General features: G+C 73.6%; 12 protein-coding genes, 1 tRNA gene and 2 pseudogenes. 6 read left to right on the top strand and 9 right to left on the bottom strand.

Annotated elements, in window-relative coordinates; translation table 11 throughout:
* Positions 1–42: 42 nt before the first annotated feature.
* Positions 43–1,044, bottom strand: a complete 1,002-nt coding sequence (locus ACFWM7_RS07290) for a methyltransferase domain-containing protein (protein ID WP_383256160.1) — start codon at positions 1,042–1,044, stop codon at positions 43–45.
* A gap of 127 nt (positions 1,045–1,171) precedes the next feature.
* Here ACFWM7_RS07290 and ACFWM7_RS07285 point away from each other — a divergent pair, with 127 nt between their 5' ends.
* The 4 genes and pseudogenes from ACFWM7_RS07285 to ACFWM7_RS07270 all read left to right on the top strand — a co-directional run.
* Positions 1,172–1,576, top strand: a complete 405-nt coding sequence (locus tag ACFWM7_RS07285) for a globin (RefSeq protein WP_003969111.1) — start codon at positions 1,172–1,174, stop codon at positions 1,574–1,576.
* Between the two features lie 212 nt (positions 1,577–1,788).
* Positions 1,789–5,196 carry an FtsX-like permease family protein gene (locus tag ACFWM7_RS07280; protein WP_383256158.1) on the top strand — a complete coding sequence of 1,136 codons (3,408 nt, stop codon included), beginning with the start codon at positions 1,789–1,791 and terminating at the stop codon, positions 5,194–5,196.
* Position 5,197: 1 nt separating this feature from the next.
* A complete protein-coding gene (locus ACFWM7_RS07275; RefSeq protein ID WP_383256156.1) occupies positions 5,198–8,074 on the top strand; it encodes an ABC transporter permease in 2,877 nt (958 codons plus the stop codon).
* Positions 8,071–9,084 (top strand): annotated as a pseudogene (locus ACFWM7_RS07270) (ABC transporter ATP-binding protein); the annotation flags it as partial. The gene ACFWM7_RS07275 and the pseudogene ACFWM7_RS07270, both read left to right, overlap by 4 nt.
* A 30-nt stretch (positions 9,085–9,114) precedes the next feature.
* Here ACFWM7_RS07270 and ACFWM7_RS07265 read toward each other — a convergent pair.
* The 8 genes and pseudogenes from ACFWM7_RS07265 to ACFWM7_RS07230 all read right to left on the bottom strand — a co-directional run.
* Positions 9,115–9,177 (bottom strand): annotated as a pseudogene (locus ACFWM7_RS07265) (hypothetical protein); the annotation flags it as partial.
* Between the two features lie 127 nt (positions 9,178–9,304).
* Positions 9,305–10,024, bottom strand: a complete 720-nt coding sequence (locus tag ACFWM7_RS07260; protein ID WP_383256154.1) for a hypothetical protein — start codon at positions 10,022–10,024, stop codon at positions 9,305–9,307.
* A complete protein-coding gene (locus tag ACFWM7_RS07255; protein ID WP_030077631.1) occupies positions 10,021–10,443 on the bottom strand; it encodes a thioesterase family protein in 423 nt (140 codons plus the stop codon). Before ACFWM7_RS07255 ends, ACFWM7_RS07260 begins: the two co-directional genes overlap by 4 nt.
* 5 nt (positions 10,444–10,448) lie before the next feature.
* On the bottom strand, positions 10,449–12,113 hold the full coding sequence (gene ettA, locus ACFWM7_RS07250) for an energy-dependent translational throttle protein EttA (RefSeq protein WP_383256151.1): 1,665 nt from the start codon (positions 12,111–12,113) through the stop codon (positions 10,449–10,451).
* 125 nt (positions 12,114–12,238) lie between these two features.
* On the bottom strand, positions 12,239–13,735 hold the full coding sequence (locus ACFWM7_RS07245; RefSeq protein ID WP_383256149.1) for a Cys-Gln thioester bond-forming surface protein: 1,497 nt from the start codon (positions 13,733–13,735) through the stop codon (positions 12,239–12,241).
* A 191-nt stretch (positions 13,736–13,926) separates the two neighbouring features.
* Positions 13,927–14,388, bottom strand: a complete 462-nt coding sequence (locus ACFWM7_RS07240; RefSeq protein WP_383256147.1) for a single-stranded DNA-binding protein — start codon at positions 14,386–14,388, stop codon at positions 13,927–13,929.
* 103 nt (positions 14,389–14,491) lie between these two features.
* Positions 14,492–16,363 carry a GTPase gene (locus ACFWM7_RS07235; protein ID WP_383256145.1) on the bottom strand — a complete coding sequence of 624 codons (1,872 nt, stop codon included), beginning with the start codon at positions 16,361–16,363 and terminating at the stop codon, positions 14,492–14,494.
* Positions 16,360–18,003, bottom strand: a complete 1,644-nt coding sequence (locus ACFWM7_RS07230; RefSeq protein ID WP_383256143.1) for an ATP-binding protein — start codon at positions 18,001–18,003, stop codon at positions 16,360–16,362. The genes ACFWM7_RS07235 and ACFWM7_RS07230 overlap by 4 nt, the downstream gene beginning before the upstream one ends.
* A gap of 306 nt (positions 18,004–18,309) precedes the next feature.
* Here ACFWM7_RS07230 and ACFWM7_RS07225 point away from each other — a divergent pair.
* Together ACFWM7_RS07225 and ACFWM7_RS07220 are read left to right on the top strand one after the other, a co-directional pair.
* Positions 18,310–18,382: transfer RNA gene (locus ACFWM7_RS07225), tRNA-Arg, on the top strand.
* A gap of 385 nt (positions 18,383–18,767) precedes the next feature.
* Entirely contained in the window at positions 18,768–20,036 is a 1,269-nt protein-coding gene (locus ACFWM7_RS07220) for an acyltransferase family protein (RefSeq protein ID WP_383256140.1), read from the top strand.
* The last annotated feature ends 27 nt before the right edge of the window (positions 20,037–20,063 follow it).

Below are 20,063 nucleotides of genomic sequence, written 5' to 3'. Positions count from 1 at the left end.
GACCGATTCCGCCAGGGCCCGTACACCTGGCCGCGCACCGCCTCACCCGGCGGCGAGCGGCCAGGTGTACGGGCCCTGCGGGTCGTCGAGCCAGGCCCACTGTCGGCCCTGGCCGACGGTGATGCCGTACCTCTCCCGCTGCGGCCGCCCCTCGCGCTCCCAGAGGGAGAGGGCCTCGTGCGGATCGAGGGTGCCCGCGGTCAGTGTCAGGAGGAACCGGAACAGGTCGTCCCCCGCCACCCGGCGCGGCAGTCCGCCGAGGTGCGGCAGCCCGCCGGGCAGCGGGAGCGCCCCGCGCAGGGGCACGAAGTACGCCGGGGTGTGCAGGAAGTGCCCCTCGGCGCGCGGGCCGTGCGCCGTCGCGCGGACCTGGAGCGAGACCAGGCCGGTGGCGAGCGGCGCGAGGATCCGCGCCCCCGGACGGCACTGTTCCGGCCAGCTCTGCGGTACGGACGGCAGGGTGCAGGTCGCGATGATCCGGTCGTACGGGGCGCGCTGCGGGCAGCCCCGGGCCCCGTCGCCGGTGACCACCGTCGGGCGGTATCCGGCCGCGGCGAGATGCCCGCGCGCCGACTCCGTGATCTCCGGGTCCAGATCGACGCTGGTCACCGCGGGGTCGCCGAGCCGGTGGGCGAGCAGTGCCGCGTTGTAGCCGGGGCCGGTGCCGATCTCCAGGACCGTGTGTCCGTCCGTCACGTCGAGGGCGTCGAGCATCAGGGCCATCAGGGACGGCTGGCTGGAGGACGAGACGAGTTCGCCGTCCTTGAGCCGGGTGGCCAGCGCCCCGTCCGCGTACACCCCGTGCAGCCAGCGGGAGCGCCGTTCGGGGTCGGGGTCCTCGCCCCAGAGGCGTTCGTAGCCCCGGATTCCGTGCACGTAGAAGAACGGCACGAACAGATGGCGGGGCACCTCGGCGAAGGCGGTGCGCCAGGCCGGGTCGGTGAGCTCGCCCCGGGCGGCGATCTCCCGCACGAGGGCGTCCCGCGCCGCGTCGGCCTCGGCGTCGGGGGCGGACGGGGAGGGGCCTTGCCGGTGTGCACCCATGTCTCCACTGTCCTGCGCCGGGGCCGTGCGGGCGAGCGGCGGCCCGGAAGTCACCGGACGTCACCGGTCCCCGGCCCTTGGTCCTAGGACCCCCGTACTCGGCCGGTGCGTCTGCGACCATGGACGGGTGACTGAGATTCCGCGCGACACGCTTCAGGAGCAGACCTTCTACGAGCAGGTCGGCGGCGAGGCGACCTTCCGGCGCCTGGTCCACCGCTTCTACGAGGGCGTGGCGGGCGACGAGCTGCTGCGGCCGATGTATCCGGAGGAGGATCTGGGCCCGGCCGAGGAGCGTTTCGCGCTGTTCCTGATGCAGTACTGGGGCGGCCCGCGCACCTACAGCGACCACCGGGGACACCCGCGGCTACGGATGCGGCACGCGCCGTTCCGGGTGGACCGGGCGGCCCATGACGCCTGGCTCGCCCATATGCGGGTCGCGCTGGACGAGCTGGGGCTCGCCCCCGAGCACGAGCGGCAGTTGTGGGACTACCTGACGTACGCCGCCGCCTCGATGGTCAACACCGCGGACTGATCGCTTCCGGGCTCCGACGGACACCTGCGGGCGACCGTGTGAACGATCCGTGACCGGATGGCTCCGGAATTCGACGCTCCACCTCCGGATAACGATCACGATCGCATCAAGGTGCGCCTGCAAGCGGTTACCGAAACCTGGTGCCTCTGAAAGCATCACCGGTACGTCGGGGGGCGTGCGCACGCGGTGTGTTTCCGGGGCTGGGGGATCAGGTGACGGGTTTCGTCCTTCTGCGGGTGAGGGCTCATCGCCTGCTGCTCTCCGCGGCCGTCCTCGCCGTCCTGCTGACCACCTCGGTCCTGGCCGCGCTCACCGCGTTCTCGGGTTCCGTGGGCGACGCGGCCCTGCGCCACACGCTCACCCACGGGTCGGCCGCCTCCGCCGCCCTGGTCGTCTCCGCCTCGGTGGACCACGAACAGCGCGCGGAGGCCGACGAGGCCGTCCGCAAGGCCTCCCGCGACGCCTTCGACGGGCTGCCCGTGACGGTGGGGAAGCTGGAGAGCTCGGGGTCGTACGCGCTGCCGCGGTCCCTCCAGGACCCGGCCGCCCGGCGCGGCGAGCCCGATCTCACCCACTTCGCCGCCCTCGACCGCGACCGGGTGCGGATCACCGAGGGCAGGGCGCCCGCGGCGGCCCCCGGCGGCGACGGCACCGTCCAGGTCGCGCTGCCCGTGGTCGCCGCCGATGCGCTGATGCTGAAGCCGGGCGCGCGGCTCACCGTGACCGACCGGCTGCGCGAGAAGAAGCAGCGCGTGCTGGTCACCGGCGTCTACGAGGCCGCCGACCAGTCCGATCCGTACTGGCAGTTGGACCCGCTCGGCGGGCGCGGGGTGCGCAAGCTCGCCTTCACGACGTACGGTCCCCTGCTCACCGACCCCTCGGTCCTCGCCTCGGGCGCGCTCACCGGCGGGCAGACGTCCTGGCTGGCGGGCGCCGACTTCGCCGCGCTGACCACCGGCTCCATGGCAGGGCTGCGGGACGCGTCGGCGGGCGCCCCGAAGGCCCTGGCGGCCGCACCGGTGTTCGCGTCCGGTGTCACCGCGCGGATGCCGCTGCCGACCGTGCTCGACCAGCTCGACCGGGCGCTGCTGGTCTCCCGCTCCACGCTGATGATCGTCGCGGTGCAGCTGGTGCTGCTCGCCGCGTACACCCTGCTGCTGGTGGCCCGGCTGCTGAACAGCGAGCGGGACGGGGAGCGCGAACTGCTGCGGGCCCGGGGCGGTTCCCGCGGCCGGATCACCTCGTTCGCCGCGATCGAGGCGCTGTTGCTCGCCGTGCCCGCCGCGGTGGTCGCCCCGCTGCTCGCGGGACCGCTGACCGGGCTGCTGGCCGAGCGCAGCGCCCTGTCCCGGATCGGTCTCGATGTCGGCCAGGCCTCGACGGGGACCGTGTGGCTGGTCTCCGCGGCCGTCGCGCTGGCCTGCGCCCTGGCGGTGGTGGCCCCGTCGCTCACGGCCGGGACGGGCGGGCGCAGGACCCGGGCCGCGTCGCTGCCGGGACCGGTGCGGGCGGGCGCGGACCTCGGGCTGCTCCTGATCGCGGCGGTGGCTTACTGGCAGCTGGACCGGCAGGCCGGCAGCGGGACGCTCACCGGCGACCGGGCGGGCAACCTCGGGGTCGACCCCCTGCTGGTCACCGCCCCTGCCCTCGCGCTGCTCGCCGGGACGGTCCTCACCCTGCGGCTGCTGCCGCCGGCCGCGCGGCTCGCGGAGCGGCGTGCGGCCAAGGGACGGGGGCTGCCCGCGGCCCTGGCGGGCTGGCAGTTCAGCCGCCGCCCGTTGCGCGGCGCGGGTCCGGTGCTGCTGCTGGTCCTGTCGGTCGCGATGGGCATGCTGGCGATCGGGCAGAGCGCCTCGTGGAACCGTTCGCAGTCCGACCAGGCCGACTTCGGCTCCGGCGCCTCGGTCCGGCTGGTGGGCGGGCACGGCAGCGGTCCGGCGACGGCCGGTGCGTACAGCCACCTGACGGGCGTACGGGGGGCGGCCCCCGCCCACCGGGCGACCGTGGAGACCTCCGGCGGGCGCACGGCCGAGGTCCTCGCCCTGGACACCGCCCACGCGGACGAGCGGATGCTGATGCGCTCCGACCTCGCCGACGAGAGCCCCCGCCGGCTGTTCGAGGCGATCGCCCCGCAGAAGGGCCCGCGCCCCGGGCTCGTCCTCCCGAAGGGCAGCACCCGGCTGAAGCTGGACCTGCGGATCACGACGGTGTCGCCGAAGGGCTCCGGGCCCGCCGCGGGTCCTGGCGAGGAAGCGCCGGTGGTGACCGTGCTCCTGGAGGACCGCTACGGCCTGCCCTACCGCTTCCTGGCCGGTCCCGTGCCCGCGGACGGCCGCCCGGTCCCGGTGTCCTTCCCGGTGTCGGCGACGGGCGGTCTGGCCGTGACCGGCGTCGAGGTGGACGACGAACCGCCGTTCGGGCAGGCGCAGAAGCGCCGGGTCGCGGTGAGCGGCGTACGCGTGGTCACGGGCTCCGGCTCCGGCTCCGGCTCCGGCTCCGGCTCCGGCTCCGGCTCCGGCTCCGGCTCCGGCTCCGGCTCCGGCTCCGAACGCCCGGTGCCGGCATCCGGATCGGTTCGCTGGAACGCGTCGATGGCGCTCACCGAGTTCGGCGAGAACCGGCCGGGCGAGCCGCCGGTGCGCAACGGGGCCTCGGGCCTGCCGGACTTCACGTACGACACCGGCGTGGAGAGCGAGGACGTCTGGGAGCGGACCACCAGCACGCTGCGGATCACCGCCGACCGCCCGAAGGCCACGGTGGTCCGGGCGGTCGCGACGGACGCCTATCTGAAGAGCACGAACGCGAAGCTGGGCGACGAGATCGACCTCACCCTGGCCGGGAACACCGTCCGGGTGACCCTGGCGGAATCGGTGCGACGGCTGCCGACCACCGGGGCCGCCGAGCCGTCCGGCGCCGTGAACCCGGCAGCGAACGACGGCGCGGACCCGGCAGCCAGCGGCGGCGCGGGCACTGCGGCGGGCGGCGGCGCGCTGCTGCTGGACCTCAAGGCCGTCACCCAGGTCCTGGCCCAGCGGCAGACCGCCACGATCGAGGCGACCGAGTGGTGGCTGAGCGCCGATCCGGGCGATGCCTCGAAGGTGGCCGCCGCCCTGCGCGCGCTGCCGGACACCGACCCGGCCCAGGTGCTGGTCCGCGCGGAGGCCGCCCAGCGGCTGGTGGACGACCCGCTGGGGGCGGGGCCGCAGTCGGCGCTGCCGGCCGTCGCGGTGGTCGCCGCCGCGCTGGCGGCGGTCGGCTTCGCGGTCAGCGCCTCGGGATCCCGGCGCGAACGGTCGGCGGAGCTGGGCGTGTTGCGGGCGCTCGGCGCCCCGCGCCGCCGGCTGGCCCGGATGATCGCCGCCGAACAGGGCGTGCTGATCGCCCTCGCCCTGCTGATCGGGCTCGGCATCGGCACGGTGCTGACCCGGGCCGTCGTCCCGCTCATCGTGCTCACGGGGCAGGCGGACCGGCCCGTTCCGCCGGTGCTGGTCGAGCTGCCCGCCGGGCAGGTCGCCGCGCTGCTGGCCGGGGTCGCCGCCCTGCCGCTCGTGATCGTCGCGACGATGGCACTGCGCCGCGGCGATCCGGCGGTCACACTGCGCCACCAGGGGGACCACTGACATGAGGAACGGCAACCGGGCGGCGAGCGCCCCCTGGATACGGACCCGGCTGCGCACCGCGCCCGGCGCGGCGGTGGCCCTCGCGGCCCTGGTGCTGGTGACGGCGTTCCTCGCGGCGGCGTTCCCGCGCGCCGTGGACGCGTACGAGACGAAGGGGGTGCGCCACGACATCGGGTCGGCCGACGCGGGACGCAGCACCGTGGAGGTCTCCCGGCCGCAGCCCGGTCTCGAACTGCCGCAGACGCAGCGGGAGGCCGCGGCGCGGAGCCCCGAGCTGTCGCGGGTCGGCGGGGCGCTGCTGAAGGCCCTGCCGGCGCCGCTGCGCGCGGACACGCCGTCCGTCGCGTACGGCATCCGCACCCTGAAGCCGGTCCTCGCGACCGAGCCCTGGCTGCCGAGGCCCGACACGGTGCCGCCGCAGCTCTCGTACACGGCGCAGACGGGGCTGAAGAAGCACGCCCGGCTGGTCTCGGGCGCCTGGCCGACGACGCCTGCCGCGGTGACCTCCACATCGCGTGCGGTGCAGGGCACGGTCACCGAGGAGACGGCCGCCGAGCTGAACATCAAGGTCGGCTCGACCCTCCAACTGCCCACCGCGGTCGGGGAGCCGCTGACGGTGACCATCACGGGCCTCGTCGCCCCGCGTGACCCGCGCGGCAGCTACTGGTCCGCCGATCCGCTGCTGCGCACCCCGTCCCTGATCCCGGACCCCGCGAGCCCCTTCCCGCAGAACTACTGGACCGGCACCGTCCTGCTGGCCGAGGACGCCGGGCCCGCGCTGCTGAACACCGCCACCGAGCCGACCCTCTTCTGGCGGATCCCGCCCGACGCCTCCGCGCTCACCGGCCCCGACGGCGCCCGGCTGACCGCCGTCATCGCCTCGCTGGAGAGCGGCCCCGGGCTGCTGACGGTGCGGGAGATCGCCGGGGACACCGCGGTGGTCGCCACCGGGCTCGGCCACATCGTGGAGGCCAACGCCCGGATGCGCGACGCGATCAGCCCCGTGATCGCGGTCGCCGCCCTCGGTATCGGCTCCGTGGCCGCCGTCGTCCTGGTGATGACGGGCGCCCTGATCGCCGCGCGCCGCAAGGCCGAACTGGCCTTGATGCGCTCGCGCGGCGGCTCGCTGCGCGGCATCGGCGGCCGGCTGCTCGCGGAGACCGCGGTGACCGTGCTGCCCGCGAGCGCGCTCGGACTGCTCCTCGCGGTGCTGCTCGTGGGCGAGGGCCGCTGGTGGCCGGCGGCCCTGGCGGCGACCGGTGTCGGGCTCCTCGTCTGCGTCGCGCTGCCCCTGCGGACGACGCTCCAGCACATCCGGCCCACGCTGCACGGGGCCCGCGAGGACATGGTGAGCGCCCGGCCCTCGCGCCGGCGGACCGTCGCCGAACTGACCCTGCTGGTGCTGGCGGTCGGCGCGGTGACGGCGCTGCGCCGACGTGGCACGTCAGCCGGGGGCGGCACCGATCTGCTGGTCAGCGGCGCGCCCGTGCTGGTCGCGCTGATCGCTGCGCTGGTGCTCGTACGTCTCTATCCGCTGCCGCTGCGGCTCGCCGCACGCCCCATGGCCCGGCTGCGCGGGGCGATCGGCTTTCTCTCGCTGGCCCGCGCCGGGCGTTCCTCGGCGGGCGGGGCGCTGCCGCTGCTCGCCCTGCTGCTGGCGCTGGCCACGGCGGCGTTCGGCGGCTCGGTGATCGCCGGAATCGGGGACGCGCGGGACGACGCGGCGCTGGCGGCCGTGGGCGCGGACGCCCGGATCAGCGGCAAGAGCGAACGGGCGACGCTGCCCGGCAAGCTGGTCCGCACGGCGAGCGACCTGGACGGGGTACGGGGCGCGGCCCCGCTGCGGGTCGAGTTCGGCGTGACCATGCCGGAGACGGCGGCCGGTGGCAACGGTGCGGACGGCAGCGGTACGGACGAGAGGGTTACGGATACGGGTTCGGGTGCGGACACCGGTGGCGGCGACGCGGCCGGGGCGAGGGCCACGACCATGGTGGGCGTCGACCCGGCCTCGTACACCCGGCTGGCCCGCGCGACCGGACTGCCGGACTTCCCGAGCAGCCTGCTCAAGGCCACCGGCCCCTCGGCACCGCTGCCCGAAGGCGCGAAGTCCGGCCCGGAGCGCGTACTTCCGGTCATCGCCTCCCCGGCGGTGGCGGCCCGGCTGGGCAAGGAGCAGCACGCGGTCGACACACTCTCCGGGGACTTCAAGGTCCAGGTGGTGGGGACCGTCGAGCGGGTGGCGTCCCTCACCTCCACGAACTTCCTGATCGTCAACTCCGCCTCCCTGGAGCAGAAGGCGCCCACCGCCCTGCTGCTCACCGGCGCCCCGGACCCCGGGGAGCTCCGCGCGGCGGCCGACAAGAGCGGCGAGGAGTCCGTCGTACAGCTGCGGTCCGAGGAGCGCGCGCGGTACGTGAACACCCCGATGCAGGCGGGGGCCGAGCGGATCTACCTCGCGGCCGTCGCGGCGGGCGCCGGTTACGCGCTGCTGGCCGTCCTGCTGTCGCTGCTCCAGACCGCGCCGGAGCGCAAGACGCTGCTGGCGCGGCTGCGCACCATGGGGCTCACCACCGGACAGGGCAGGCGGCTGCTGGCCTTCGAGGCGACACCGCAGGCGCTGCTGGCGGCGGGCGGCGGCCTGCTCACCGGATGGGCGACCATCGCCCTGCTCTCCCCCGGCATCGACCTCGTACCCCTGGCGCTCGCGGGCGTCGCCGGAGCGGACACGAGCCCCGTCACGCTGCGCACCGACCTGTGGTCGCTGGGGCTGCCGGCCGCCGGGGTCGTGGCACTCGCCGCGGCGGTCGCGGGCGTTCAGGCGTGGTGGGCGAGCCGCCGCGGATCGATCACCGAACTCAGGGCAGGAGACTCCCGATGACCTCGTCCACCTCCACGTCCAGCGGGACGGCAGGCACGGACCGCGCGGCCGAGACGACGCTGGCGGAGCTGGAGCAGCGGGCCGCGGCCCGCCGGGACCGCCCCTCCTACGGGCATGACGCGCTGATCGCCTGCGACCGGGTGGTGCGGATCTTCACCACGGACGGGGTGGAGGTGCAGGCCCTCCAGGGCCTCGATCTGCTGGTCACCGAAGGCGAGTTGATGGCCCTGGTGGGGGCGTCGGGCAGCGGCAAGTCGACGCTGATGAACATCCTGGCGGGGCTGGACGTGCCGACGGCCGGCTCGGCGAAGGTCGCGGGCTGCGATCTGCTGTCGATGGGCCCGAAGGAACGGCTGCGCTACCGCCGGGACGTGGTCGGGTTCGTCTGGCAGCAGACCGCCCGCAACCTGCTCCCGTATCTCACCGCGATCCAGAACATCACCCTGCCCATGCAGTTGCGCGGCGGCGGGAGCAAGCGCGAACGGGCTTCCCGCGCCGAATCGTTGCTCGCCATGCTCGACATCGCGGACTGCCGCGACCGGCGGCCCCAGCAGCTCTCCGGCGGGCAGCAGCAGCGGGTGGCGATCGCGGTGGCGCTGGCCAACAACCCGTCCGTGCTGCTGGCGGACGAGCCGACCGGTGAGCTGGACTCGGCGACCGGGGAGCAGGTCTTCGCCGCGTTCCGGCGCGCCAACGAGGAGTTGGGCACCTCGATCGTGATCGTCACCCATGACCAGGCGGTGGCGAACGAGGTGCGGCGTACGGTCGCCATCCGCGACGGCCGTACGTCCTCCGAGGTGCTGCGCCGCACGGAGGTGGACGCGACGACGGGCCAGGAGTCGCAGGTGGCCCGGGAGTACGCGATGCTCGACCGGGCGGGGCGGCTCCAGTTGCCCGCGGACCACACGCAGGCGCTGGGCATGGAGCACCGGGTGCTGCTGGAGCTGGAGCAGGACCACATCGGCGTCTGGCCGGACACGCACGGGGCGTCGGAGGACGGTCCGGCTGAGGACGGTCCGGCTGAGGACGGTCCGGCTGAGGACGGTCCGGCTGAGGACGGTCCGGCTGAGGACGGTCCGGCTGAGGACTGTCCGGCTGAGGATGGTCCGGCTGAGGATGGTCCGGCTGAGGGCGCACCGGAGAAGTAGCGGCGGTCAGACCGAACGGGCCTGCGGCCGGCGAGTCCGAGGCGCGAAGGGTCCGGCCGGCTCAGCCGCGCCCAGCGACCGCTCAGCCGTGCCCGACGGAGAGGCCGAGACCGCCCAGGCCGCCGGCCGGGTCGCGGCGCAGCGCGATCGAGCCGAAGGGCGTCCGCAGCCGCAGCCAGCCGCCCGCGCCGCCGGCCGAGAGCAGCGAGACGGGGAAGTCCGGGTCGGGGCGGAGGAAGCCGAGGGACTGGGCGGCGTGCACGGCGCGCAGGGGCAGGTCCGTGGTGCCGACCGGCCGGGACCAGATCTCGCGGCCGATCCGGTCACGCTCGGCGCGGGTGCGCTGCTCTTCGGGCAGCGCCTCGTCGCGCGTGCGGAATTCGGCTACGGCCAGGTCGAGTGCGGTGCGCAGGGCGTCGGGCCGGGGCAGCCCTGCCTGCTCCTGCCAGGGCCCCCGGGGCGGCAGGACACCGGTCCAGGGCGGCCCGGTGACGGGCGCGGGCAGCGAACCCCCCGCTCCGGCCTCTCCGGCCTCACCGGAGACGTCGAGGGACAGGGTCTCCAGCAGCTCGCCGGCCGACACCGTGACGTCGAGCGTCTCGGGGCGGGCCAGGCGGGCGGTGCGGATGGCGAGGACCTCGAAGGAGGGCGGGCGGCCGAACACGGCCAGCGCGTCGCCGCCGCCCGCCTGCAACCGGACCGCGGCGGCCCGGTCGTAGTGGAGCAGCCGGCCGAGGAAGGCGGCGAGATCCGCCGCCTCCCTCGGGTCGGCGAACTGCAGCGACTGCACGGGCACGGTCATGCCGCGGCGGGCTCCTCTGCCAGGTACTGCTGGAGGAAGAGCTTCTCCTCGGCGGAGATCCGCCGGGGTCGCTCCGCCGCCAGGTCGTACGGCACGACGACGGTCGAGGCACGTACGTACACCTGGTCGGCGTCCTTGATCTCATAGGCGATCGTCAGGGACGCGGCGCCTATCTTCGTGACCCACGACTCGACGGTCACCGGCTCGTGCCGGTGGACCAACGGCCGTACGTAGTCGATCTCGTGACGGGCCACGACGGACCCGCCCGAGAACGACGGGGAACCGTCCCCGGGCGCCAGCCGGAACATGAAGTCGATGCGCGCCTCCTCCAGGTAGCGGAGGAAGACCACGTTGTTGACGTGGCCGAAGGCATCCATGTCCGACCAGCGCAGGGGGCAGCTGTAGAGGTGACGAGCCAAGACGATCAGCCTCGCGTGAGCTTCTTGTACGTGGCACGGTGCGGGCGGGCCGCGTCCGCCCCGAGGCGGTCGATCTTGTTCTTCTCGTACGACTCGAAGTTGCCCTCGAACCAGTACCACTTGGAGTCACCCTCGTAGGCGAGGATGTGCGTGGCGACCCGGTCCAGGAACCAGCGGTCGTGGGAGATGACCACAGCGGCGCCCGGGAACTCCAGGAGCGCGTTCTCCAGCGAGGAGAGCGTCTCGACGTCCAGGTCGTTGGTGGGCTCGTCGAGGAGCAGCAGGTTGCCGCCCTCCTTGAGCGTCAGCGCCAGGTTGAGGCGGTTGCGCTCACCACCGGAGAGCACGCCGGCCGGCTTCTGCTGGTCGGGGCCCTTGAAGCCGAACGCGGAGACGTAGGCGCGGGACGGCATCTCGACCTGGCCGACGTTGATGTAGTCCAGCTCGTCCGAGACGACGGCCCAGAGGGTCTTCTTCGGGTCGATGTTGGCGCGGGACTGGTCGACGTAGGAGATCTTGACCGTGTCGCCGATCTTGACCGAGCCGCTGTCGGGGGTCTCCAGACCCTGGATCATCTTGAACAGCGTGGTCTTGCCCGCGCCGTTCGGACCGATGACGCCGACGATGCCGTTACGGGGCAGCGTGAACGACAGGTCGTCGATGAGGACCTTGTCGCCGAAGGCCTTCGAGAGGTTCTCGACCTCGACGACGATGGAACCGAGCCGCGGGCCCGGCGGGATCTGGATCTCCTCGAAGTCCAGCTTCCGCATCTTGTCGGCCTCGGCCGCCATCTCCTCGTACCGGGCGAGACGGGCCTTGGACTTGGTCTGGCGCCCCTTGGCGTTCGACCGCACCCACTCCAGCTCCTCCTTGAGGCGCTTCTGGCGCTTCTCGTCCTTGCGGCCCTCGACCTTGAGGCGGGTGGCCTTCTTGTCGAGGTAGGTGGAGTAGTTGCCCTCGTAGGGGATGGCGCGGCCGCGGTCGAGTTCGAGGATCCACTCGGCGACGTTGTTGAGGAAGTACCGGTCGTGGGTGACGGCGACGACCGCACCCGCGTACTTCGAGAGGTGCTGCTCCAGCCAGTTCACCGACTCGGCGTCCAGGTGGTTGGTGGGCTCGTCGAGGAGGAGCAGGTCCGGGGCCTCGATGAGGAGCTTGCAGAGCGCCACGCGGCGCTTCTCGCCACCGGAGAGGTTGGTGACCGGCCAGTCGCCGGGCGGGCAGCCCAGGGCGTCCATGGCCTGCTCCAGCTGGGCGTCCATGTCCCACGCGTTCGCGTGGTCCAGGTCCTCCTGGAGCTTGCCCATCTCCTCCATCAGCGCGTCGGAGTAGTCGGTCGCCATCAGCTCGGCGACCTCGTTGAAGCGGTGGAGCTTGCCCATGATCTCGGCGGCGCCGTCCTGGACGTTCTCCAGGACGGTCTTCTCCTCGTCCAGCTTCGGCTCCTGCATGAGGATGCCGACGCTGAAGCCGGGCGACAGGAACGCGTCTCCGTTGGACGGTTGCTCCAGGCCCGCCATGATCTTCAGCACCGTGGACTTACCGGCGCCGTTGGGCCCCACGACACCGATCTTCGCGCCGGGCAGGAAGTTCAGGTTGACGTCATCGAGAATCACCTTGTCGCCGTGCGCTTTGCGCGTCTTGCGCATGGTGTAGATGTACTCAGCCAAGAGAAACCGTCCGGCAGCAATAGAGGTGTGGGCAGATACACCCATCTTGCCTGACACCCGCCCCCGGACGGAAACCCGTCCACCCACCGGCACCGGAACCCCGGTCACCTCATGCGCGCGGGCGCTCACTCACCGTCGGTGTGCGGCTTCCTCCGGCGGAGCAGGAAGACCGCGCCGCCGCCCACGACGAGCAGTCCGATGGCGACGGCGGCGAGCATCGGGGTGGCGCTGGAGCCACCCGTGGCGGCGAGGTCGCCCTCCAGGCCGGACGTGCCGGAGCCGGTCGTGGCCGGGGCGGCCTGCTGGGCGCTCTGCGTGCCGATGTCGTTGCCGACGGCGCCGCCCACCTCCTGGCTCTCCTTCTCCAGGACGCTGCCGCTGGTGGCGCAGTCCAGCGTCCCGGAGAAGGTGCGGCTGAACCCGGCGGGCCCGGTGATCGTGAAGGCGTACGCCTGGTCTTCGGCGACGGGGACGGTCACCGTGCGGGTCTCCCCGGCGGCGACGGTGTGCTCCGTGCCGGCCAGCTCGAAGGTGAACGGCTCGTCGCCCCGGTTGGCGGCCGTGATGTCCACGCCGCCCTTCGCGCAGTTCTTCCGCGCGGTCAGCGCCGGGGCGGCGCCCGTCTCGGCCCAGGTGGCGGTGGCCCGGGCGGAGACGGTGGACTCGCTGGAACCGGCCAGGATCTGGGTCTGGGTGCGGCCGGTCCCGGCGAAGGCCCGGCCGACCGGCACCGAGGTGGTGGCCTGGACCGCCAGGGACGCGGTGCCGTCGGCGGTGTCCTTCGGCACGGCGAAGTAGAGCCGGTCCCCGTCCGCCGCTTCGGTGACGGGGGCGCCCTTCTTGTCGGTGACCTGGACGCCGCTGGCCGCCGCGTCCACCGGCGGCGACACCGAGACCTGGTCCGCGGCGGTGCGGACGGTCACGGGGCCGAGCCGCTCTCCGGCCCGGCCGGAGACGGCGGCCGGCTCCAGGGTCAGCGAGGCCCGGGGCTCCGTCGTCGGACGCGCGCTGCGCTGCAGCCAGTCGGCGAGCTTCTCCGCCTGCTTGTCCGACGCGGTGACGTCGGCGTTGTCGGAGTAGCGCCAGATGGCGACCTGGGTTCCGGCGGCGGCGGTCCGCTCGGTCAGCGGGCCGGTGCCGGCCGCCTCGGCGAGCGCCGCCAGGTCGTCGACCTGGGGGTAGGAGTGCTGGAGGATCCAGCGGATCTTCCCCGCGTTCCGGTTGCCGCCGAGCGAGGTCTCGGCCCAGGGGGTCTCCAGGTACTTCGCCTGGTCCTGGGTGGGGTTGTGGAGGTCGATGCAGTAGGTCTTGAGCTTGCCGCCGCCGTCCACGGTCATCTCGAACAGTCCGGCGGGCAGTTCCTGGGTGCGGTCGGGCGCCCCGCCCTCCCCCGCGACGCGGAGCACGGCGCTGTCGAAGGTCTTCAGTCCGTCGAGCACCGCGGCCGCGCCGCCCTGGTGCCGGCCCGGGTCGTCGGCCGCCGCCGGTCCGGCGCCGACGAGCGCGGCCGCCGCGACGAGACCGGAGACCAACAGCGCGGCGACCGGGCGGAGGATCCCGCGGCCGGGGGGCGCCCCTGTGGTGCCGGACGGCGCGGCGGACGCTGAAGACGCAGAAAACACAGAATTCCCCTCCGGGCGAGGCCCTCGCGCGTGGTGCGCGTTGTGGGGGAATGCCTCGCCAGCAGACCCAAGTGACCCGTGAGCACTGGGAATCCTAAAGAACGGGCGGAGGTGAGTCCCCCGTACCGCCCTTCGCCAACCATTCCGAATCGGAATCGTTATCGCCGGGGCGACGGCCGCGAACAGTCCTTTCAGGACACCGCTGCCATTTCGGCGGCTTCTTCCCGGTCCCTTCGAGAGGGGTCCGCGTCGCCGTCCGTGATCCGCTCCGGACGCTCCGTCAGAACCGGTTCGGTTCTCGCCGCTCGGCGGAAGGCGGCTGTTCCCCGGCTCAGGTCGTGACCGACGGCGAGGGCCTCGACATCGACGAACGTCCGCCGCTGACCGGCCTGTTCCTCCTCGCGGACCTTCAACCGGCCGTGCACGACCAGGGGTTCCCCGACCGAAACGGAACCGGCGAGATTCGCGGCGAGCGTCCGCCAGGACCAGACGGTGTAGAAGCTGGTGCGGCCGTCGGCCCAGAGCTGTTTCTCGCGGTCCCAGCGGCGCGGAGTGACGGCGAAACGGAATCGCGCCATTCCTCCGGTGGCCGTCTCCCGGAAGTCCACCGCGGTCGCCGCGTTACCCACCAGGGTCACCAAGGTCTCGTTCATTTCCCGCCCCCGCTTTCCTTGCGCCGCGCGTACCTCGTCGTACGGCGGTGTCGTACGCACTCCATGGTGGGCGTCGGAAAGGAATCGCGTCGGGGCCTGTGGACTACCGGCCGGTTGTGGAGAACTCCGTCACCGTCACGTACCGCTCGCGCACTTCCCGGTAGCGCACCAGCTCGGCCGCGACCGGGTCCAGGACCCTGGCCCGGCCGCACCCGGCCGCCGCCTCGCGCAGCCGCCGCTCGGCGTCCTGCCCGTACCGTCTGGCCGGTCCCCGGATGGCCGCCGCGCAGGCCCACTCCACCAGCGGGCCGCCGACGACACCGGCCAGCATGATGAGCGCGGGCGTGACGAGCCCAGGCTCCAGGACGCCAATGATCTGGCCGACCAGCCACAGGCCGCCGAAGATCTGGAGGAGCGTCATCGACACCTGGGCCAGCACCGCGGCCGGCCACCACTTCGGCCGGGGCGGCTTGGCCGGCCGGCCACCGACCGGGGCGCCCACGACCGGGACGCCCGTGCTCCGCTCCTCCTCCGTACCGCCGCCCCGCTTGGAGGCGCCGGGCGCCCCGGCCCTGACCGCCAGTTCGTCCAGCGCCTCGGGCAGCCCCTGCGCCCCGGTGAACGCGGCCTCGCGCACCGCCTGCGCCCAGGGTCCTGGCAGTCCGTCGGCGGCGGCGTCCGCGACGATCCGCACCGCCTGCTCCACCCGCTGCCGGGCCGTCAGCTCTTCCTCGGGCGGGGTGAGCGCCTGGCCCAGCCGGTCCAGGCTGCCGGGCAGGCCCCGGTTCTCGTACCAGCGCCAGAGCCGCAGCCACGGCGTCCCGCAGGCCCGGCTCGCGTTCCTGCGCCACTCCCGCTCGGCGGCCTGTCCGGCGGCCACCGCACCGACGGCCTCGGCCAGCCGGTCGGTGAACTCGTCGCGGGCCCGCTCGCCGAGACCGGGCCGTCCCTCGGCCACGTACACCCGGCGCAGCCGTGCCGCCGCCGCGTCGACGTCGGCGGAGAGGCGGCGGGTGGCGGCGGTGCGGTCCTGGACGAACCGGCCGATCATCTCGCGGAGTTCGGGCACCCCGTCGCCGGTGAGCGCGGACAGGGACATGACGGTGGCGCCGGGTTCGCCGTGCTCGCCGAGGGCGATGCCGTCCTCGTCGAGGAGGCGGCGCAGGTCGTCGAGGACGAGGTCGGCCGCCTCGCCGGGCAGCCGGTCGGTCTGGTTGAGGACGACGAAGGTGACCTCGGCGTGTCCGGCGAGGGGGCGCAGATAGCGCTCGTGGAGGGCGGCGTCCGCGTACTTCTCCGGGTCGACGACCCAGATCACCGCGTCGACCAGGGCCAGCACCCGGTCCACCTGGGTGCGGTGTTCGGTGGCCGCCGAGTCGTGGTCGGGCAGATCGACCAGGACGAGCCCCTGGAGCGCCTCGTCGAAGGCGGCGGGCCCGGGGTGGGGCCTGCGGCGCAGCCGCCCCGGTACGGCGAGGCGGTCCAGCAGGCCGGCTGCCCCGTCGGTCCAGCTGCACGCGATGGGCTGGGAGGTGGTGGGCCGGCGCAGCCCGGTGTCGGAGATCGGGGCCCCGGCGAGCGCGTTGAACAGGGTCGACTTCCCACTGCCGGTGGCTCCCGCGACGGCGATGACCGTGTGCCGCGAGGAGAGCCGCTGCCGGGCGGCGGCCTCGTCCAGCACGCGTCCCGCCTCGGCGAGGGTGTCCCGGTCGAGCCGGGCCCGGGAGAGCCCGACGAGTTCGCGCAGGGCATCGAGCCGGGTGGGCAGCGGCCCGCCGGCGGGGGCGTACGCCTCGACCTGCGGGTCCGGGTCGTCCTCGGCGGGCGTACGGGGCTCGGTCTCCCCGGCCTCGCGGGCCTCGGCGGCAGCCGCGCGCCGGGCGATGAGCCCGTCGTCCCAGCGCCCGGCCTCGCGCTCGTCCGTCTTCCCCGTGCCGCTGTCGTTGCCCTGGTCCTCGTCCGTGACGGCAGTCATCGCTGCCACCTCTCCTTCTGCAGTACGGAAAGCGCGGCGATCAGTTCGGCCTGGGGTTCGGGGGTGACGTCGAGCGCGTCGAGCGGGGCGAGGCGGCGTTCGCGTTCGCTGCCGAGGACCTGGTGGAGGTAGGTGGTGAGCAGTTCACCGCCCTTGTCGCGGAGGCGCAGCGCACCCTGGACGCCGATGCGTTCGGCGAGCTGCTCCCCCGCCGCACGGGCGCGCCGCCCGCCGAGGAGGGCGGCCGCGAGGAGCGCGGCGACGGTCTCGGGGGCGGGCGCGACGCTGCGGTCGAGCTGGCGCACCTCCTCCTCGGCCAGCTCCTCCAGGACCCGGCGCCACCGGCGTACGGCGACGGCGATCCGCCCTTCGACGTCCTCGGCGGGCCCCCAGCCGCCCGCCTCCCGTCCGGCGTCCTCGAACCTGAACAGGGCCCCAGCGGGCTCGCGGCGCCACTGGGTGCGGATCTGTTCGTCGGCGGCGGAGACGGAGCACTGGAGCAGAGCCACCAGGCTGTCGACGAGCGCTTCGAGGAGTTCCTCGGGCGTGCTGTAGAGCGGATAGCCGCGCCACCGGGTCCGCGCGTCCCCGGAGAGCACCGCCCCGCTCTTCAGCCGGCGGCGGATCCGGGCGGCCTCCTTGCCGTACGCCTCGTCGACCGCCCCGGTCAGCCGTACGGAGGCGGCGTACTGGGCGGCGACGGCGGAGGCCAGGGCGGGCATCCGTACGTTGAGCGACTCGATGACGCCGGAGGCGGTGCGCCCCACCGCCTGCTGCCGGGCGGCGGGGTCCTGGGCCCGGTGGGCGAGCCAGGCGCGCAGCGGGGCGACGGCGCTGGTGGGGAGCAGTCCGCTGCCGCCGCCGGTGGACTCGGGCAGTTCGGGGATGGTGAAGCGGGGTACGTCCCCGAGTCCGGACCGGGTCAGCAGCGCCGCGTACTGCCGGGAGACCTCGGCGATCACCTGGTGGGGCACCCGGTCGAGGACGGTGACGAGGGTGGCGTCGTACTCCTTCGCGGTGCGCAGCAGGTGCCAGGGCACCGCGTCGGCGTAGCGGGAGGCGGTGGTGACCATGACCCAGACGTCGGCGGCGCAGATGAGTTCGGCGGCCAGGACGCGGTTGCGGACGACGAGCGAGTCGATGTCGGGGGCGTCCAGGAGCGCGAGCCCGCGGGGCAGGCTGAGCGCGGTCTCCACCCGCAGGGCGGTGTCCCCGTCCTCCCCCCGGGCGGCCAGGTCGTCAAGACCGTCCGGGTCGGGCGTCTGGCCCGGCGGCAGCCAGATCCGGGTGAGCTGCGGCAGCACCCGTACCCCGGCGAACCAGTGGTGGTCGTCCGGGTGGCAGACCAGCACCGGGGTCCGGGTGGTGGGCCGCAGCACCCCGGCCTGGCTGACCCGGCACCCCACCAGCGAGTTGACCAGGGTGGACTTCCCGGTCCCGGTGGATCCGCCGATCACGGCGAGCAGCGGCGCCTCGGGGTCCTTGAGGCGCGGCAGGAGGTAGTCGTCGAGCTGGGCGAGGAGTTCGACCCTGGTCTGCCGGGCGCGTTCTGCCCCCGGCAGGGGCAGTGGAAGACGCACGGCGGCGACACGGTCGCGCAGGGCGGAAAGTGCGTCGATGAGCTGAGGCCGTACGTCCATGGTCACCACATGCGAAGAATGCCCAATTTTGAAGCCTTTTTGAAGCGTATAGACCCCTCTGCGCGGCGGTTCCACCCTCTGGACAGAGTCAGGACAGAGGGGACGAGTGGGGCGGGGGCATAACGAGTGCACAACACCCGGCGCGGGGCGGGCGAAAAGCGCTGCGGGATTCGCACCTACCTGCGATTATCGGTTCGCTTCACCGAACCTCCACATCGTGCCACGCAGGTGAAGCAACCGGGTCCAGGGGATCGGAGCCCTATCCTTGTCCCGGCACGGCCACGGAACCACCGATCAGGACTCCCGGCCCCCGTAGCTCAGTGGATAGAGCAGGCGCCTTCTAAGCGCTTGGCCGCAGGTTCGAGTCCTGCCGGGGGCGCACCGACCGCACCACCGTGAGGCCCTCCGCACCGGAGGGCCTTCTCGCCGTCCGGGCCGTCCTTGACACGTCGGCCTGCGGTGAAGAAGATTCGATTCATCCTGGGGATGCCTGCGCATCGTCGCACCGGTCCCCGCTTCGCCGGCAGGGCCCCTCGGGGACGACAGGTCCCGGCCCCGGCCCGCACCGCGTTCATCGCGCCGGCCCGCCTCGCGCCCTCCCCCACCTTCTTCTCCTTCCTTCTTTTTCTTCTTCGCCTTCCTCGGCTTCCGCACGCCGCCGCACCGCGAGGCTGCCGCGCGTACCCCGTCCGCGCCCTGCCGGGCCCCGCCCCGGGGCCCGGGGCCCGGTCCCGCCCATCGCGGTTCACGAAAGGACCAACGGCATGAACAGCGAATTACGCACCGAGTCCCCCGGGCGGGGGATGCTCCCCTCCCTCACCGGTCTGCGCTGGATCGCCGCGCTCCTGGTCTTCGGACTCCACTTCACCGCACTGCAGTTGGGTACGGAGGTCGGAGCGCGGGAGCCCTCCGGGGTCGACCGCGACATGAACAGCGTCTTCGGCACCGGATTCATCGGGGTCTCCTTCTTCTTCGTCCTGAGCGGGTTCGTGCTGACCTGGTCCACCCCGACGGACCGCCGGGCGCGGCTGTTCTGGCGGCACCGGTTCGCGAAGATCTTCCCGGTGTACGTCGCGGGCTCGGTCCTGGCGGTGCTGCTGACCTTCATCTCCGCCGAGATCTGGCCCAGTTGGCGGACCGTCCTGGCGCACACCTTCCTGGTCCAGTCATGGATCCCGGACCAGTCCTACGTCTTCGGGCTCAACCCGGTCATGTGGTCCCTGAGCTGTGAGGCGTTCTTCTATCTGTGCTTCCCGGCGCTGCTGGTGGCGATGGTGCGGGCGACCACCCGCACCCTGCGCGTCACGGCCGTCGTCTGCGTGGTGCTGACCTTCGTGGGGCCGACGCTGGCCGACCGGGTCTTCGCGCTGCGGACGCCCGAGCCGGCGCCGGTCGTGCCGCTGGAGGGGTACGACAGCCAGTTCATGCTCTGGTTCACCGAGGTCTTCCCCCTGATGCGGCTCACCGAGTTCGTCATCGGGATGATCGTCGCGCTGCTCGTGCGCCGGGGGGACTGGCGGGGGCCCGGCCTCCGGGTGGCGATGGCGATCTGCGCGGTGGGCTTCCTGCTGAACCGGGAGCTGCCGCCGCCGCTCCAGCGGGCCGCCGGGATGCTCGTCCCCATCGCCCTGCTGATCGCCGCCTTGGCGAACGCGGACCGGGCCGGGAAGTGGACGCCGTTCCGCGGGCCGCTGATGGTGTTCCTCGGGAAGATCTCCTTCTGCTTCTACGCGGTGCACATGATCTTCGTGCTGAACACCCTCGGCCGGATCAAACCGTGGCTGTTCGACCTCGGGCTGATCTCGCGGCCGACCCAGGCGCTGCCCCTCTGGGCGACGGTCGGCTTCCTCGTCCTCTACGCGGCCGCCGCGGGGCTGGCGGCCTGGGCCCTGTACCGGTGGGTGGAGGTGCCGATGACCAGGATGCTCCGGGGCCGGCGGCGGCCCGAGCCACCGCCGGAGGCCGCGGACGCGCCGGCCGAGCCCCGGGCGAAGACCGCGGTGGGCCCGCCCGCCGACCGGCCGGACAGCTGAACGCCGCGAGGCCGCCCGGTCCTGCGG

Source organism: Streptomyces sp. NPDC058375 (genome assembly GCF_042723425.1).
GTDB lineage: Bacteria > Actinomycetota > Actinomycetes > Streptomycetales > Streptomycetaceae > Streptomyces > Streptomyces durocortorensis.
Note: the sequence above shows the minus strand (reverse complement) of the source record. Positions and strands in the feature narration are given on the sequence as shown.